Genomic DNA, 16,848 nt, shown 5'->3' with positions numbered 1-16,848 from the left:
CACATCAGGTCTTGTGCACCAGCATGGTCTGGATCTGCTGGGTGGCGTGGCGGGTGCTTTCGGCGAGTTTCTTGACTTCGTCGGCGACCACCGCAAAGCCTCGGCCCACATCGCCTGCACGCGCCGCTTCAATGGCGGCGTTCAGGGCCAGCAGGTTGGTCTGGTCGGCAATGCCCTTGATCACCCCGACCACGGTGGAAATCTGCCCGTAGGTGGCGTCATTGTGCTGTTGCATCTGCGCCTGGCTGGCCATGGCCGAGCGTTCGTCGCTGATGTCGCGCACCGCGCCCATCACCCGTTGCAATACGCCGTGTTCGTCACGAATCGCCCGCCCGCGCTCCCGGCACCAGATATAGCCGCGGCTCTTGTGGCGCATGCGGTACTCGAAGACATACTCGCCACTACCACCGGGCGCGACGATTTCGCGCTCGAAGGTCTGCAGGATTCCGGGCAGATCGTCGGGGTGCGAGATGCTCACCTGGCTGTCCCAGCCATCGGGCAGTTCATGCGCCAGATAACCCATCAAAGTGCGGAACGGATCGGAGATGCGCATCAGGCTCGCCGGGTCGTCGACACGCCCATTGACCACATGGATGTCCCAGAAGCCTTCGGTCAGCGTCGACTGCAGCAGCGCCCAGAAGCGCTGTTCCTGACGGTGCTGTTGCAGGCTGTGGCTCAGTTGCAGGTGCTCGTCCTGCAGCGTGTGCAACTGCTGTTGCAAGCGCTGGCGTTCGGCGTCCGAGGCCTTGAGCGCCTCACGTTCGCTCTGCAACTGCGCCTGCAACGCCGCCTGCCCGGCAGCGGCTTGCTGCAACTGATCGTGCAATTGCTCGCGCTGCCGGGCCAATTGCGCAAGATCGTCCAGCAATCCCGGAAAACGCTGCAAGCTGGCGCCTTGCAGAGCGCCAGGCGGCTGGCCGGCGGCGATGCGTTGCAGCGCTGGCCTGAGTTCGTCGACCCATTGGTTATTTTTGAAGAACATCTGCACACCCCGGACATGAAGGACTCCGCGACCGATCTGATCGCGGATCGCCCCTGCCCTGCATGTGCATGGCTGCCAATCTACTTGCACCGGCCTGCCACAGGCCTTGTCATGCGGCTCAGCCGTTGCGGATCACCGCCTGCAACACGCGCTTGAAGGTCTCGATCTGCTCATCGCTGAACTGGCCGAACACCTTGTCCTGCTGCTCGCGGGCGATGTTCCACAGGCCTTCGGTTTCGTCCACGCCCCTGGGCGTCAGGCACACGCGCTCGTCGCGGTCGCAGACCAGCCCCTTGCGCCGCAGATTGGCCACCGCCTCGTCGATTTCGCGGACCGGCATCGCCACTTCACGTTGCAGTTCGCTCAGGCCCAGGCCCGCGTCGTTCTCCAGCACCATCAGCATCCGTGCCTCGCTGGTGCGTAACCCGGTGGACAACTGGCGCGGCTGGTAATCGGCCTGGTACGCGCGCAGCGCCTGGGTCATCAGGTAGTACAGGTTGTGCTGCAAGCGGCCCTGAAAGTGACTGCTCGGCGGCTGGCCTTGTTCACGCTGGGTCATGCGTGTGTGCGGCAGCACCATCGAGTAGGCGCCCTGGTGATACAGCAGCGGCGAACGGCCAAAGTCATCGAAGGCCACGACCTTGCCGATCAGAATCCAGTGATCGCCAGCGTCGATCTGTTGGTACTTTTCGCAATCGAAACGCGCCGAGCAGTCCATCAGCAAGGGCGAGCCGCCCACACCCGGTTCATGCTCGATGCCGGCAAAGCGGTCATCCCTGGGCCGGGCAAAGTTGTTCGACACATCGATCTGGTCGGCGGCCAGAATGTTCACCGCAAAGTGCGATGCCTCGGCGAACACGTCATGGCTGGTGGAGCGCTTGTCGAGGCTCCAGAGAATCAGTGGCGGGTCCAGCGACACCGAGTTGAAGCTGTTGGCGGTGACCCCGACCTTGTTGCCGGCGGCCGTGGCGGCGGTGATGACCGTGACGCCGGTGGCAAAATTGCCCAGCGCGCGGCGAAACGCACGCCCGTCCAGCGGGTTGTTGGCGGTGGTGGCGGCAGGTGTGGCTACGGATGTGGACATGCAAGACTCCTGGACAGCGCTCAGTGGCTGCCCTGCTAACTGTTTTTATAAGAATCAGGCTGTATTCAGGCCAGCGTCGGATCGGGCTCCAGGCCCATCAACTCGCGACCGAGAATCTGCGCGCAGACGTCGTAGTCGGTGTAGGCATGGGCGCCGGTCATGTGCACATCGCGGAACAGCCGCTGCATCTCGTTGCTCTCGTACCAGGCAGTGCCGCCGGCGGCTTCGAACAGGCGATCCACGGCCTGGATGCACATCTTCACCGCATAGGCCTGGTTGGTGCGCCAGAACGCCAGGGTTTCGCGCGCCGGGTACTGGTGACGCTCGCTATGGTCGGCGTGTTCCTGCCAGGTCTTTTCCAGAAAGGCCCGTGCAGCGGCCACTTGATGGGTGGATTCGGCCAGGCGCATCAATGCAGGCGTTGCCGCGCCCACCGAGGCGCCGGTGTAGGCACGCACGCGGTTCTGGGTCTTTTCGCGAAACGCCACCAGCATGCGTTCGGCCACGCCCAGGCTGATGGTCGAGAAGCCGCTGGCGAAATACGGACGGTACGGCGAATAGAAAATCTTGCTGTCCGGGTACAGGCCAAAGCCTGCGGACTTGCCTTCCATCATGTCCCGGGCTTTCTGGATGCGGTACTCGGGCACGAATGCGTTGTCGATGATCAGGGTCTTGGTGCCGCTGCCCTTCATGCCGGCGGCGTACCAGTCGTCACGGATTTCATAGTCGCTGCGCGGCAGCACGGCAAAGCAGTAATCCTGGGTGCCTTCGGCGTTCTTGCGGCGAAAGCCGGCGATGGCCCATTCGGCGTGGTCGCTGCCGCTGCTCCAGCCCATTTCACCGCTGAACAGCACCCCGCCGTCGACCTCTTCAGTGCGCCCGAACGGCGCCACGCTGCTGCTGGCGGTGGCATCGCGGTCCTCGCCCCAGACCTCGTCCTGCAAACGGGCCGAGAACATTGCCAGTTGGTGGCTGTGGGTGCACAGCAGGCTCATGGCCCAGGCGGTGCTGGCGCAGGCGCCGGCCAACACAGCAATGCAGTCGCCGAACTGTGGCAGCGAGATTTCCAGGCCGCCGTAATGACGTGGCTGAAAGGCGCGGTGCAAGCCGATGCTCTTGAGCAGGGCGATGTTCTCGGCGGGCACGCTGCGGTCTTTTTCAGCCTGGGCGGCATTGGCAACGATGGCCGGCAGAATCGCACGCAGGTCTTCAAGCAGGGAATTGGGCTTTTTCATGAGGGGCTCTGCTTATTATTGGAGGAGTCGGCCCAGTATGTGCGCCGCCCCGACAGCAGAAAATGCACCTTCCAGATGGAAGATTGCACTTTTCACAGGCCAGCCCTTGCCGCTGCCCACCGCACCGTTGGCAGGCACAAACAAACCCCGGTCAGGCTCGATCAAGAATGCCTGACAGCCGAAACGTACCCTGATGACCTCTTTGCTGCTTTCCCTGCCCGAGGTACTTCACGTGACCGATATTCAACTGCTCCCCCAGGTTCAGGCCTTTCTGGACCGTGACCATGGTCTGTTCATCGATGGCCGCAGCGTTGCCGCACATGGCAGCGAGAACATCGAGGTGATCAGCCCGGCCAGTGGCCAGGTCATCTCACGGGTCGGCAATGCCGACAGTGGCGATATCGATGCCGCCGTGGCCTCGGCGCGCCAGGGTTTCAAGACCTGGTCACAAACGGCACCGGCGGTGCGCAGCAGCGTGTTGAACAAGCTGGCCGACCTGATCGAGCAGCATGGCGAGGAACTGGCGCAGATCGAAACCTTGCAGTCGGGCAAGATCATCCAGATTTCCCGTGCCTTCGAAGTCGGCCAGGCCGCGCACTTCTTGCGTTATTTCGCCGGCTGGGCAACCCGCATCACCGGGCAGACCATTACCCCGTCGCTGCCCTCGTTCAATGGCGAGCAGTACAGCGCCTATACCTTGCGCCAGCCGGTCGGGGTGGTGGTGGGCATCGTGCCGTGGAATTTCTCGACCATGATCGCCATCTGGAAGCTGGGGTCGGCGCTGACCACCGGCTGCAGCGTGATCATCAAGCCCAGTGAATTCACGCCGCTGACCATCCTGCGCATCGCCGAACTGGGCATTCAGGCCGGGCTGCCGGCCGGTGCCTTGAACGTGGTGACCGGGCTGGGCAAGGTCGGCCAGGCCTTGATCGAGCATCCGGGCACCGACAAGGTGTCGTTCACCGGCTCCGTGCCCACCGGCATCGCGGTGGGCAAGACCGCCATCAGCGCCAACCTCACCCGCGCCACGCTGGAACTGGGCGGCAAGAACTCGGTGGGGTTTCTGGCCGATGTCGACATCGACAAGGCGGTCAACGGCGCCATCGAGGCAGGCTTTCTGCATTCGGGGCAGATCTGTGCGGCGGGCGAGCGCTTCTTTGCACCGCGCCAGCGCATCGACGAGATCATGGACAAGCTGTCGCAGCGCCTGCGAGCCTTGAAGATCGGCTCGCCGCTGGATGAGAGCACCGAGTTCGGGCCGGTCACCAACCGCATTCATCAACAGAAACTGGGCCAGTTCTTTGACCGCGCGCGCGCCGAGAAATGCATCATCGTCCACGGCGGCAAACTCATCGAGCGCGAGGGGTTTTATGTCGAGCCGACGGTGATTCTTGCCAATTCGGTGAACGACACCTTGCTCAACGAAGAAACCTTCGGCCCCATTGCGACCTTCCTGCCGTATGACGATGAGGAAGAGATGCTGGCGCTGATGAACAACACCCCGTACGGCCTGAGCGCCAGCCTGTGGACCAATGACCTGGGCAAGGCCATGCGCATGATCCCGCGCATCGAAGCGGGCACCGTGTGGGTCAACATGCACACCCTGCTGGACCCGGCCGTGCCGTTTGGCGGGATCAAGGCCTCGGGCATCGGCCGGGAGTTCGGCGAAGCGTTCATCGACGATTACACCGAGCTGAAATCGGTGATGATCCGTTATTGATTGCGGGTTCTACATGACCCTGGGGATGGTGAAATGGAATTCACTGCCCTGACCGACTTCGCTTTCGACACTCAAGACCCCACCGTGCGCCTTGACGATGCCCTGGGAGATGTACAGCCCGAGGCCGGTGCCGGTGGGGTTGTTTTCCTTGAGGGTCCAGTAGCGGTCGAAGATGTGCGGCAGTTGCTCGGCGGCAATGCCCTCGCCCTCGTCACGCACGCTGAACAGCACATCGTCGCTGCTCACGGTCGCGGTGACAGTGATCTGCCCCTGCTTGGGACTGAACTTGATGGCGTTGCCGATCAGGTTCGACAGCACCTGGAACAGGCGCTCCGGGTCGGCGCTGACTTTCAGCTCCAGGCCGGGCACGAACAGCAGGACGATGCCCTTATCCAGTGCCAGCGGCGCCAGTAGCGTATAGGCCTCTTCGAAGATGTGGCTGACTTCCAGCACCTTGGGCGTAATGGTGTAGCGCCCGGCTTCGATCCTGGAGGTGTCGAGCAAGTCTTCGAGCAGCACATTCATGCGGCTGGCAGCCTGTTGCATGGTGTCGATGGCCGTCGAAATGCGCCGTGAGGTGTGCGGCCCTTCGGAGCTGAACGACTTCTGCATCATGCCGCAGAGCATCGAAATGACGGTCATGGGGCTGCGCAGGTCGTGGGACACCACGGCCACCAGGTCATCGCGGGCCCTGACCGCCTGTTGCTCGCGGTGAACCTGGCGGGACAGGTCGTTTTCCAGCGCCGAGCGACGCAGGTCCTGGGCGGCGAACACATCGCCATGGCTCCATGGCGTGGCGATACCGGTCACCTCGACCTTCCAGGTCTCGAACGAGGTGCGCGGGCGCAAACGCAGGGCGCCGGCGGGATCACTCATGTCCAGCGGCTTTTCGGGGTTGCCGCTCCACTGAATACTTTCCTTGACCTCCTGTCGAAACCACAGCACGCCATTGTCGACCGGCTTCGGCAGGCTCATGGCCAGGACACCGCTGGCCTCTCGCAGGTACTCGGTTGCCGGCGCATGAAGACTCGACAGGTGATGGCTGGCAAATACCGGCTGCCCACGTGTCATCAACCAGGTGTGCAAGGCACGAATCTGCTCGGGCGCCGGGCAGTTGCCATGCCGATGCAGGGTCGCGCCTTCGATGATTGCCACGCCGCTGGCGCCGACCAGTTCCATCAACAGCTGCGGTTGCGCGGCAAGGCCTTCGAACACGGTTTCTTCGGCATCGACCATCGATGCATTGAGCAGCGCCAGGGTCTGCAACTTGGCTTCGCGCTGGCGGCTGACTTCCAGTGCTTCCATGGCGCTGATCTGCAACGACAGCACCTGGCCCAGGGTCTGGCAGGCAATACGCAGTTCATGCGGCACATACAACGGCGTGCGGTGCCCGCAGGTGATCAGGCCCCAGAGTGTGTCGCCCTTGAGCAAGGAGACGCTCATGGACGAACGCACGCCCATGTTGCGCATGTATTCACAGTGCACCGGCGAGACGCTGCGCAGCGTGGCAAAACTCATGTCCAGCGGCTGGCCGGTGTCGGGACGCACGCGCGGAACCAGTTCGACCGGTGTGTAGTTGGCGTCGGGGATGATGCGCAGCCAGTTGCGCCGGTACAGTTCGCGCGCTTGCTCTGGAATGTCGGAGGCCGGAAAGAACAGGCCATTGAACAGCTCCATGGCCGGCGAAGACGCCTCGGCAATGACCTGCCCGTGGCCTTGCTCTTCGAAGCGGTAGATCAGCACCCGGTCGTAGCCGGTGAGCTTCTGGATCTCGCGCACGCTGGCCTCATAAAGGGCCGGCAGGCTTTGCGCGGCTTGCAGGTTGCGCAGCATGCGCCCCAGATTGCCGGTCAGCACCTTGTCGTTGACCGCCATGCCCGCGGTGTCCTGACGCTCCAGCTCCAGCACCAGCACGCCCTGGTACCGGTGCAGCAGGGCCTCGAACACCTGGCCATTGACGCTCATCAGCATTTGCGGCGCATCGCTAAACGACTCGGCGGTGCAGGCCTGGGCAATGCGTCCGGCCTGCTCGTGGCCCAGTACGTGGGTCAACGGCTGACCCAGCACCTGATCGGGACGCTGGCCGAACAGCGCCTCGATGTTGGCGCTGACCTGCACCAGCGTCAGGTCCGGCTCACTGAGGCTCAGCAGCACGCCGTGGGGCTGGATGGCGCCAGGGAACTGAATCGGCTCGCTGGCGCAGTTGTCCAGCAGTTGCTTGAAAGTGGCCGGGTCGAGTTGGCTCATGACAGGATTCCCTGACGATCGAGCCATCGCTCGAAACAGATAAAGGTCGAATACGCAGCCTCTGCAGCGTCCTGGTACAGCGCAGGGTCTGGCGGTTGCTGGTCCAGCAGTGCCAGAAAGGCTTTCCAGCGTCGCCCGGTTTCAGCGCCGTAGACATTCAGAAAGGCAGCCCCGCTGTGCTCGTCCAGCCCCAGACGGGTATGCATCTGGCGGCGCAAGACCTGGCCGCCCAGGGTGGCGCCTTCCAGAACATACAACACCCCAAGGCAAGCGCCAGTGCTGTCGATGAGCGGCAAGTCGGTGCAGCATGGCAATGGCGCCCGTTGGCCGGGCTCATGACCCAGGGCCTCAAGGTCGCGCAGCAGGGTCGGTACTTTCAGACGCTCGCCCAGGTCAAGCCCGGCCGGCACGCAGTGGCTGTGTGTCAGCGCAGTTTCCAGCGGCTGGTAGAAACCGTAATAGGCTTGAATCAGGCGGATGTACAACGCCAGATCGAGACGCGCAGAGAAAAACGGCATGCGCTTTTCCAGTTCAACGTGTAGCTGGCCTGTACGTGCGCGAAGCGCGTCAAGCACTGTGGGTGAATCCAGGCAAAGGGGCATTGCCGACATCCGGTAAGGCTCTCAGAGGGTTGGACTGCAAAACGCATCCCAGCGATCAAAAAGCCTTAACATACAGGCGCAACGCCATTGCCGACAGGCATTTTAGTGCTCAAAAGCAAATTTAACGCCTGCCGGTGACGCAGAACGGCGCTTCAGGTCTTTTTCATGGCACTGGCCCAACTGCAGGTAGAAATGTTCGGTGAGGGTGCATTGCCATACAACGACGGTCCCAGTGGCCGGGCAAACCCCAGCAGGCGTGTGTAGTTGCGCAAACTTTGCACCGCACCCTGCAGAAATACCGGATGCCGGGCAAAGCAGGCACTGTTCAGGCTGTCGGCGCCCCAGGCCTGGCGAAAGGCCGGCACGCTCAGCAGCCGCTGCATGACCTCGCCAGGCACGGCAGCCAGGTCGTGTGCCGTGGCACATGAAGTGCCGATCAGCGCTTCGACCTGATGTTCGCAGGCGCTGTACAGGACCGGCTGCTTCGTCTGGCCCCTGGCCTGCGCACCTTGCGGGTCGGGCGCCAGCCCCGGGACCATCAACCGGGTGGACTCGCTGTAGCCGAGCATGGCGCTGCATAACGCTCGATGCAGGGCAATCTCGGCCCAACGCCGCTCGCTGGCCGACAGTTCGATGTCGAACTGCGCGGCCTGAAGCGCGAATTCAGGGTGCGCCATGAAGCCTGTACAGGTGGCACTGATCAGGTGCCGGGTCCGCTTGATGCTGACACCCTGGCTCAAGGCACGCTGACGCCCGCGACGAATCGCCGCCAGCCCTGCGCGCACCTGCGCAACGCTGAAGCACAGGCTGGCGTTGACAGCATGACCTGTGGCGACCAGTTCTTCGATGACCTCGCAGCCCATTTCGCTAAGTGGCACGCTGACCATGATATTGGGCATCAGGTTAGCCAACTGACGGGCGCGTCTGAGCATTGCCACCGCGCCCTGCATGTCGCTCGGTTCGATTTCTACAGCCACCCAGCCGCGCTCGCCATCGCTGGCTTGCCAGGCGGGAAAAAGCAATTCGGCGTTTTCACGCAGGGCCGTTTCGTACAGGGTTCGATGAATCGGCGCAGGGCTGAGCAACTGATTCCACTGCCGGGCTCGGCGCGCCCAATGCTGCGGGTTGGACATCAGATAGGTGGTGATCGACTCTATCGTGGTGACAGCCCCGCCGAGGCCGACATCGGCTGAAGCAAAGCCGACCGGCAGCAGGTGATTGATATGCGTGTGCGCGTCGGGATAGTCCTTTAGCATCCGCGCCTTGAATACGGGGTATAACGCCGGTGCACCCTCCCACCAGAGCGGAGAGGGTTGAGGCGAACGGGATGGAAAACCGAGTAGGCCATGTAATTCCATACATCCTGCCTTTATTATCATCAAACACAATCGACTCATCAGAAGCGGGGTTCTGATCGAGGGTCAGTTGAACCAGGCAATGGGTTCGCACATCAACAACTAAATATAAACAGAACGGTGCAATGCAACGGTTAATGCACCGCCGTTCAGCCTGTAGCACCTGTCGTTATTATTAGATGAATCGATTCACTTCGCGAGGAGGGCCTTAAGCGTGGCTTGTCCCTTGTGACGCTGCGTCAAGCAGGCGCTGATGGCCTTAGGCCAACGCCATGAAGGATGTGTTAGCACTGTGAAAATGTCAAACTATTACAGGCAATATTATCTATAAGCGCTCACTAAAAATATAATGTTTCACATTCACTACATACACCGTTAACCGGCGCATTCAATAACACTATTTCCGCCTACCCAAAAGCGTGTTCACCCCTCATTCGAGTGAACACCCTATTAATAAACTACTGCGTTTAGAAAGTACCGCGCAGGGTCACTTCAAGACTGCGTGGCTCGCCCCAGTAATAACTGGTGGCGGTAGTGCCAATCTTCTTGTAATACGCCTTGTCGAAGAGGTTATTGGCATTGAGTTGCACTGAATAGTGATCGTTAAAGCGATAACTGGCCATTGCGCTGTAGACCGCATAACCACTTTGAGTCGCCAGCGCGGTGCCGCTGCGCGAATAGATGTCGCTTTGCGCACGCACCCCGCCGCCCACGGTCAGGTCCGACCAGGCGCCCGGCAGGCGATAGCTGGTGAACAGCTTGAGCATGCGCTTGGGGTCGGTGGAGCGCAGCACGTTGCCGGTATTGCTCACCGTGTCCTTGAGGAACTCGGTGCTGGTGTAGGTGTAGCCACCGGACATCTGCCAGCCGGGCAAGACTTCACCCGACACTTCGATCTCGAAACCATCGCTGCGGCTCTTGCCGCTGGCCGCCTGGCAATAACCGGTGGCATAGAACGGCGGGCACGGGTTGGGGCTGTTGATGTCGTCCAGCGCCTTGCCGACCTGGTTGATGCGGAACAGCGCCAGCGAGGTGTTCAAGCGCCCGTCATAGAACTCGCCCTTGATGCCCATCTCGTAGGCTTCGCCGGTGATCGGGTCCAGCACCGAGCCTGACACGTCGGTGGCGCTTTGCGGATTGAAGATCTCGGTGTAGCTGGCATAGGTGCTGAAGTTGTCGTTGAGGTCATAGATCAGCGCGGCGTACGGGACCACTTCCTGCGTGACGCTGTAGTCACCGGTGGCCGTGGTCGACTGGTCGTAATCCCACCAGTTGATCCGCGCGCCGACGATGGCGGTCAGCGGGTCGGCCAGCGAAATGCGCCAGGTCGCGTGGGCGCCTTCCTGCGTGGTGCGAGTCATCACCGGCCGCGCGCGAATGGTGATCGCCGGTTCCGCCAGGATGGTTTTCGGGTCCCAGGTGCGCACATCGACACCGGTCAGGTTGGCAATGTTGTTAGTTGCCGAAGCGGTAGAGTCGTTGCGGATGCGTTCCACACCCAGCATCAGCTCATGCTGACGACCGAGCAGGCTGAACGGGCCGTTGAGCGTGGCACTGAGGTTGGTCTGCTCGCTTTCGCCGCCATCACCTTCGGTGGTCTGCACATTGACCAGGTAAGGGTTGGTGGTGTTGGACCGCGAGATAAAGGTCTGCTTGAAGCCGTGGTCATCAAGGCGAAAATGCGTGCGGGTGCCGGACAGCTTCAACGCCCAGTCGTTGTCGAACAGGTGCTCCAGTTCGACAAAGGTCTGCAGGTTGCTGCGGTTCCAGCGGTTCCAGTCCGTGCCCAGGTAAGTGCTGCGCGACAGGTCCAGCGGCTTGCCGCTGAAGTCTGCCGGCAGGCCGCCCCAGGCGCCGGTGGCGTCCAGTTCGGTGTACTCGATGCCGGTGGTCAGCGTGGTGCGCTCGCCAAGGTCGGCGGCCAGCGATCCGTAGAGCACATTCTTGCGCTCCTTGCGGATGTCCTGAAACATCTCGCGGTCATCGTGTACCGCGATCATGCGGCCACGAATCGCGCCCTCGGCGGCCAGCGGGCCGGAGACATCGACCACATAGCGCTGGGCATCCCAGGAGCCGGCGGTGACGCTGGCCGAGCCCTGGAATTCGCGGGTCGGACGCTTGCGCACCATGTTCACCGTGCCGGACGGGTTGCCAGAGCCACGCAGCATGCCGGTGGCACCGCGCAGCACTTCAACGTGGTCGATGATTGCCGAGTCGCTCTGGATGAACGAGCCACCGCCGCTGCCCTGCACCACGGTCGCGCCGTCGTACTGGATGGCGTCGATCTGGTAGCCGCGCGAATAGTAATTGACCCGCTCGCTGTCGGTGTAATCGACCACCACGCCCGGCGTCTGCTCCAGCACGCTGGTCAGGTTGGTCAGGCCCTGGTCTTGCAGGCGCTGGCTGGTCAGCACCGTAACCGACTGCGGGGTACGGCGCAGGGTTTGCGGCGATTTGCCGATGCTCACGGCACCGGTGGTGTAGGAACCGGAGTTCTCGGTGACGCTGCCCAGCCCCGCGCCGGTGACGCTGGTGGCGCCCAGTTCGATAGCGCCTTCAGCCAGCGCTTCTGGCCTGGCGATCAGCACGTAGCTGCCATTACTCTGGGCCACCACCTGAAAGTTGCTGCCGGCCAGCAGGGTCGCAAAGCCCTGTTGCACGCTGTAGCTGCCGCGCAGGCCAGGCGACTGACGACCTTGCAGCTGCGCCGCATTGAAAGAAATGGCGGCGCCCGCCTCGGCGGCAAAGCGGCTGAGCACTTCGGTCAGGCTGCCAGCGGCGATGTCATAGCTGCGCACACTGCTCTGGCTGGCAGTTTCGGCGGCATTTACAAACTGTGCTGGCGTCAGGCAGGCGGCCCCAAGGCCGAACAGACAAACGCGAATGGCCGTACTCAAAACGCTGTACGTGGGCTTGCAAGGTGTCATGTATCCCCTCCCCCGGGTATGTAATGACCGATATCGAGGGTTAAGCCGAACGGGACACGGTTTTAATGCAAAGACGACCCATTTTTATTTACGAGGCTATTCGTAGCACATATCAGGCGCGGCTGACGGTCACCCACAACGCGGTATGGCGCACCACTTTCAGGCCCAGGCCGCTTTCCAGCGCCGCCAGCGCAACGTCGGTGTTGTGCAGCGGAAAGGCGCCGGACACCTTGAGCCCGGCCACCGCCGGATCGCAGCGCAACCAGCCACGCCGGTAACGGTTCAGTTCAGCCAACAGCTCGCCCAGCGGTTGTTCGATGGCCAGCAGGCTGCCGTGCTGCCAGGCGGCCGTGGCCGGCGTATTGGCCCGGGCGGCGCCAATGTGCTCGCGGTCGAAACGCAATTGCTGGCCCGCCAGCAGCGGTTGCAACTGACGCCCATGCGGCAGGCGCACCTGAACATCGTTGCGCAGCACCGACACCTCGCTGTCCTCATCGAGCACGCGCACGGTAAAGCGGGTGTCCCGGGCCAGTATCCGGCCGTGCGGGGTTTGCACCCACAGCGGCCGGCCGAGCGGATCGGGCGAGACATTCACCAGGATTTCTCCGTCGCGCAAGGTCAACTGCCGGTGCCGCGCATTGAAATCGATGTCCAGCGCGGTGTGGGTGTTGAGCTTGATGGCGCTGCCGTCGGCCAGTTGCAGGTCGCGCTGCTCGCCTACCGCGGTGCGATAGTCGGCCAGCCACGCGGCGCCGGTGTCGCTGCGCCAGCCGGCGACGCCCAGGCCGCCGGCAGCGGCCAACAGCACCACGCTGCGCAACACCTGACGCCGCGACTGCCCACCGCGCAGTACCGGCACCGCGACCTGGCCCGGCACGCGGGCGAACTGCGAACTGACCGACTCGACCCGCTGCCAGGCCTGGCGATGCAACGGGTCGGCGTCGTGCCAATGCTGCCAGGCGTGGCGGTTGTGTTCGATGTCTTCGCCACTGGCCAGCCGCGCGTACCACTGCGCGGCGGCACGAATGGCTTCGCGCTCACCGGGTGAAGCACTCATGAAAGCTGCATCAGGCAACAATGCTCCATCGCCTTGGCCATGTGATTGTTGACCGTGCGCACCGAGATGCCCAGTCGCTCGGCGATGACCGGGTAGGTCAGGCCGTCGAACTGCGAGAGCAGAAAGGTCTGTTTGACCTTGCCGCCCAGCCCGTCGAGCATGCGGTCGATTTCGATCAGGGTCTCGACGATGATCGCCTGGTCTTCCAGCGTGGGTTGTTCGGCGGGCGGCACGCTGGCCAGCCACTCCAGATAACTCTGCTCCAGCGCACGGCGGCGGAACAGGTCAATCAACAGTCCGCGGGCGACGGTCGACAGGTAATGCCGCGGCTCGCGGATATCCAGCGCGGTGCGGGCCTTGAGCAGCCGCACGAAGGTGTCCTGGGCAAGATCGGCCGCATCGCAGCGATTACTCAAGCGCTGGCGCAACCAGCCTTGCAACCAGCCATGGTGCTCGGTGTACAGATCGTTGACGGCGCAGTGCAGGGAAGGAGGATCGACAGCCATGGGACTTCGTTCGATGGGAATGAAAGTGATTATCAGATACGCATGCGGCCTTTTGCAACCGCCTGTTATCTGACAACCCCTTTTGCTTTCTCGAAAAAAGCGCTCCCGATCACGTGGCGTAAATATTCACCGCAGGCTTACGTCGCACAAAGGCAATCAGCAGAATCGCGCCAGTCACCGCTGCGGTCAGCAGGGTCTCGTAGCGGTAGCTCGGGCTGATCAGCATATAGCCCAGCACCAGGCTGATCAGGCCGATGACAAACCAGGTCAGCCACGGGAACAGCCACATCTTGAAGGCGATTTCGGTGCCTTCGCGCTCCATGATCTTGCGCATGCGCAGTTGGGAAATGGCGATCACCAGGTACACCAGCAAGGCAATCGCACCGGTGGTCGACAGCAGGAAACCGAATACCTGCCCCGGAAAGGCATAGTTGACGAAGCAGCCAACGAACCCGGCCAACGTCGACAGCACCACGGCCACGGTCGGCACGCCATTGCCCGAGACGCGGCGCACCGCATCCGGCGCCTCGCCGCGCGAGGCCAGCGAGTAGAGCATCCGCGAGGCGGTGTAGAGCCCGGAGTTCATGCAACTGGTCACCGCGACGAACACCACGATGTCGACCATCAGTTTGGCGCCGGGCACATTAAGCACTTCAAGTACCCGCTGGAACGAGCCGACCTTGAGCAGTTGCGGGTCGTTCCAGGCCACCAGCGAGACGATGAAGAAGATCGAGAACACATAGAAAATCGCAATGCGGTAGACCACCAGGTTAGTGGCGCGGCGAATCTTTTCCTTGGGGTTGGCCGTCTCGTCGGCCGCAATGGTGACGATCTCGGCACCGAAGAACGAGAAGATCGTAACCAGTACACCGCCCAGCACCGCGCCAAAACCATTGGGCATGAAGCCGCCGTCCTGCCACAGATGCTGCACGCCGGAGACTTCAGCCAATGGCCAGAAACCCAGCACCGCAGCGCTACACACGGCGATGAACGCCAGGATCGCGATGACCTTGACCAGTGCGAACCAGTATTCAAATTCGCCGAAGTTTTTCACGCTGACCAGGTTGGTGCCGGCCAGCACGATCATGATCAGAAAGGCGAACAGCCACGAAGGCACCGCCGGCATCCAGGCGTGCAGAATGTCCGCACCGGCAATCGCTTCGACCGGGATGATCAGCACCCAGAACCACCAGTACAGCCAGCCGATGGTAAAGCCGGCCCATTGGCCGATGGCGCGGCCGGCGTAGGTGGAGAACGAACCGCTGTTGGGGTTGGCGATGGCCATTTCACCCAGCATGCGCATCACCAGCAGCACCAGCAGCACCAGCAGCACCAGCGTGCCGGCGATCAGGTAGGAAATCAGAATCGCAGGACCGGCCTTGGCGATGGCGTTGGAGGAGCCGATGAACAACCCGGCGCCGATGATGCCGGCAATCGAAATCATCGACACCTGACGCGAGGTCAGGCCGTGCTGGAGTGAGCGGTGCTCTTTTTTCTTGTCTGTGGTCATGGTGTTCCCTCAACGTGAGCGTCTTCTTGCGGGCAGCCGAAACCGCGCCGGCCACAAGGCGACGTAGTGCTGAAATAAGCGTTGTTATAGGTTCTGAGGCAGAACGGTTTTTTGCTTAGAGACAGGCTCGCCGTTGTAACGAGCCTGCTGATTTCATTGAAGGGCTGGCGCCAGCACGATCAAAGCACAACGCGCAGGCACTGGCCGGCGTGGTACAGGGTAAAGCCGGCTTCATAGGCCAGGCTGCGCACCGGGTTACCGGTGGCCGCCTTGCCGGTGGTGAACGAGACCGGCAGCGCCCTGGCATCGTTGCCGCCGAGCAGGTAATCGGCGAAGCATTTACCCACCAGCGTGCCGGTCGTCACCCCACGACCGTTGAAACCGGTGGCCGCCAACAGGCCAGGCGCCGGCTCGAACAGGCGCAGCAGGTGATCGGGGGTAAAGCCGATGCGCCCGGTCCAGGTGCATTGCCATTCAACCTTGTTGCCCAGTTGCGGGAAGTAATGCTGCTGGATACGGTCGGCCCAACGCCGGATGAACCACAGCGGATAATTGCCGGCATTGCCCAGGCTGCCCAGCACCAGACGACCGTCCTGGTCACGGCGGATGCTGCTCAGGACCGTGCGGGTGTCCCACGAACCCTGGCCGCCCTTGAGGATGCCGGCCTGTTCGGCACCGTGCAGCGGCACTGACGCGACCTGATAGTAGTAGCCGGCGAAGATGTGGCTTTTGACATCGGTCCACTCGCCTTCGGTGTAGGCATTGGAGGCGATGATGACTTTTTCGGCGCGCACGCTGCCGCGCTCGGTGGTCACCTGCCAGCCATCGCCGGTGCGGCGCAGGCCGTTGACCGGTGACTCGCCGTACAGCTCGCCGCCCTTTTTCACCACATTGAGCGCCATTCCCGAGACATAGGCCATCGGGTTGACGGTGCCCGCGCGATGGTCGAGCACGGCGCCAGCGACTTTATCGGTGCCGCAGGCGTCTTCGCAGGCCTTGCCGGTCAGCAGCTCGACCGGTGCGCCACGACGCTGCCATTGTTCGACCCGGCTGCGCAGGTCTTCCAGTCCCTTGGCGTTGTGCGCCATGTGCAGCGTGCCGGTGCGGGTGTCCTGACAATCGATGGCGTACTTGTCGATGGTCGAGAACACCAGCGACGGCGCGGCGCCAAGGGCAGTGTTCAGGCGCGTGGCCTCGACGCTGCCCAAGACCTTGTCAAGGTCATCGGGCGCAACCCAGGTGCCGGCATTGACCAGGCCGACGTTGCGTCCCGAGCCACCGTGACCGACCTGATGCGCCTCGACGATACACACCGACTTGCCGCCCTCAAGCAACTGCAGGGCAGCCGACAACCCGGTAAAACCGGCGCCGATGATGCAGACGTCAGCCGTACGCTCGCCCGTCAATGGCGGATGAATCGGGCGCTGTGGCGTCAACTGCTCCCACAGACAGCCTTGTTGAAATTGCGCCATGCAAGAACTCCCGGGCGATGGCCAGAAAAAAAGCATTGTGCAGCTGGAACCCCCGTAGGAGCGCGCTTGCCCGCGACCGGCTGCGTTAGCAGTCGTAAAATTTCAGCGTTTCCGAGATTTTGCGAGCGCTAACACACCCGATCGCGGCACC

Annotated in this window: 12 protein-coding genes; 1 reads left to right on the top strand and 11 read right to left on the bottom strand. The window is 62.4% G+C overall.

Annotation, left to right across the window (positions count from 1 at the left end):
* Positions 1-4: 4 nt before the first annotated feature.
* From ACYAS9_RS22410 to ACYAS9_RS22400, 3 genes are all read right to left on the bottom strand, one after another.
* On the bottom strand, positions 5-982 hold the full coding sequence (locus tag ACYAS9_RS22410) for a methyl-accepting chemotaxis protein (RefSeq protein ID WP_463570496.1): 978 nt from the start codon (positions 980-982) through the stop codon (positions 5-7).
* Between the two features lie 118 nt (positions 983-1,100).
* The gene (locus tag ACYAS9_RS22405) at positions 1,101-2,066 is read right to left on the bottom strand and encodes a p-hydroxyphenylacetate 3-hydroxylase reductase component (protein WP_463570495.1); all 966 of its coding nucleotides are present in this window, start codon (positions 2,064-2,066) and stop codon (positions 1,101-1,103) included.
* Positions 2,067-2,131: 65 nt separating this feature from the next.
* The gene (locus ACYAS9_RS22400) at positions 2,132-3,301 is read right to left on the bottom strand and encodes a p-hydroxyphenylacetate 3-hydroxylase oxygenase component (protein WP_463570494.1); all 1,170 of its coding nucleotides are present in this window, start codon (positions 3,299-3,301) and stop codon (positions 2,132-2,134) included.
* A 232-nt stretch (positions 3,302-3,533) separates the two neighbouring features.
* On the opposite strand from ACYAS9_RS22400, the gene ACYAS9_RS22395 reads away from it, so the two are divergent.
* Positions 3,534-5,021 carry an aldehyde dehydrogenase family protein gene (locus ACYAS9_RS22395; RefSeq protein WP_463570493.1) on the top strand — a complete coding sequence of 496 codons (1,488 nt, stop codon included), beginning with the start codon at positions 3,534-3,536 and terminating at the stop codon, positions 5,019-5,021.
* A gap of 9 nt (positions 5,022-5,030) precedes the next feature.
* On the opposite strand, the gene ACYAS9_RS22390 is transcribed toward ACYAS9_RS22395, so the two are convergent.
* The 8 genes from ACYAS9_RS22390 to amaA all read right to left on the bottom strand — a co-directional run bounded on the left by ACYAS9_RS22390 (position 5,031) and on the right by amaA (position 16,697).
* On the bottom strand, positions 5,031-7,268 hold the full coding sequence (locus ACYAS9_RS22390) for an ATP-binding protein (RefSeq protein WP_463570492.1): 2,238 nt from the start codon (positions 7,266-7,268) through the stop codon (positions 5,031-5,033).
* A complete protein-coding gene (locus ACYAS9_RS22385; RefSeq protein WP_463570491.1) occupies positions 7,265-7,879 on the bottom strand; it encodes a biliverdin-producing heme oxygenase in 615 nt (204 codons plus the stop codon). The genes ACYAS9_RS22390 and ACYAS9_RS22385 overlap by 4 nt, the downstream gene beginning before the upstream one ends.
* 143 nt (positions 7,880-8,022) lie before the next feature.
* Positions 8,023-9,126 carry a transaldolase family protein gene (locus ACYAS9_RS22380; RefSeq protein ID WP_463570490.1) on the bottom strand — a complete coding sequence of 368 codons (1,104 nt, stop codon included), beginning with the start codon at positions 9,124-9,126 and terminating at the stop codon, positions 8,023-8,025.
* Between the two features lie 566 nt (positions 9,127-9,692).
* Positions 9,693-12,152 carry a TonB-dependent siderophore receptor gene (locus ACYAS9_RS22375; protein ID WP_463570489.1) on the bottom strand — a complete coding sequence of 820 codons (2,460 nt, stop codon included), beginning with the start codon at positions 12,150-12,152 and terminating at the stop codon, positions 9,693-9,695.
* Between the two features lie 112 nt (positions 12,153-12,264).
* A complete protein-coding gene (locus tag ACYAS9_RS22370; RefSeq protein ID WP_463570488.1) occupies positions 12,265-13,209 on the bottom strand; it encodes a FecR domain-containing protein in 945 nt (314 codons plus the stop codon).
* Positions 13,206-13,715, bottom strand: coding sequence for a sigma-70 family RNA polymerase sigma factor (locus tag ACYAS9_RS22365; RefSeq protein ID WP_463570487.1), 510 nt, complete (start codon positions 13,713-13,715; stop codon positions 13,206-13,208). The genes ACYAS9_RS22370 and ACYAS9_RS22365 overlap by 4 nt, the downstream gene beginning before the upstream one ends.
* 109 nt (positions 13,716-13,824) lie before the next feature.
* Entirely contained in the window at positions 13,825-15,225 is a 1,401-nt protein-coding gene (locus tag ACYAS9_RS22360; RefSeq protein ID WP_463570486.1) for an amino acid permease, read from the bottom strand.
* Between the two features lie 179 nt (positions 15,226-15,404).
* Positions 15,405-16,697 carry an L-pipecolate oxidase gene (amaA, locus tag ACYAS9_RS22355; protein ID WP_463570485.1) on the bottom strand — a complete coding sequence of 431 codons (1,293 nt, stop codon included), beginning with the start codon at positions 16,695-16,697 and terminating at the stop codon, positions 15,405-15,407.
* Positions 16,698-16,848: the final 151 nt, after the last annotated feature.

The sequence above is a fragment of the Pseudomonas sp. HP_08 genome (genome assembly GCF_055284095.1).
Note: the sequence above shows the minus strand (reverse complement) of the source record. Positions and strands in the feature narration are given on the sequence as shown.

Excerpts from the sequence above, each read along its gene's own strand:
- ACYAS9_RS22375 (WP_463570489.1), bottom strand. The coding sequence starts at position 12,152 with ATGACACCTTGCAAGCCCACGTACAGCGTTTTGAGTACGGCCATTCGC.
- ACYAS9_RS22365 (WP_463570487.1), bottom strand. The coding sequence starts at position 13,715 with ATGGCTGTCGATCCTCCTTCCCTGCACTGCGCCGTCAACGATCTGTAC.
- ACYAS9_RS22400 (WP_463570494.1), bottom strand. The coding sequence starts at position 3,301 with ATGAAAAAGCCCAATTCCCTGCTTGAAGACCTGCGTGCGATTCTGCCG.
- ACYAS9_RS22370 (WP_463570488.1), bottom strand. The coding sequence starts at position 13,209 with ATGAGTGCTTCACCCGGTGAGCGCGAAGCCATTCGTGCCGCCGCGCAG.
- ACYAS9_RS22390 (WP_463570492.1), bottom strand. The coding sequence starts at position 7,268 with ATGAGCCAACTCGACCCGGCCACTTTCAAGCAACTGCTGGACAACTGC.
- amaA (WP_463570485.1), bottom strand. The coding sequence starts at position 16,697 with ATGGCGCAATTTCAACAAGGCTGTCTGTGGGAGCAGTTGACGCCACAG.
- ACYAS9_RS22385 (WP_463570491.1), bottom strand. The coding sequence starts at position 7,879 with ATGTCGGCAATGCCCCTTTGCCTGGATTCACCCACAGTGCTTGACGCG.
- ACYAS9_RS22360 (WP_463570486.1), bottom strand. The coding sequence starts at position 15,225 with ATGACCACAGACAAGAAAAAAGAGCACCGCTCACTCCAGCACGGCCTG.
- ACYAS9_RS22410 (WP_463570496.1), bottom strand. The coding sequence starts at position 982 with ATGTTCTTCAAAAATAACCAATGGGTCGACGAACTCAGGCCAGCGCTG.
- ACYAS9_RS22380 (WP_463570490.1), bottom strand. The coding sequence starts at position 9,126 with ATGCTAAAGGACTATCCCGACGCGCACACGCATATCAATCACCTGCTG.
- ACYAS9_RS22405 (WP_463570495.1), bottom strand. The coding sequence starts at position 2,066 with ATGTCCACATCCGTAGCCACACCTGCCGCCACCACCGCCAACAACCCG.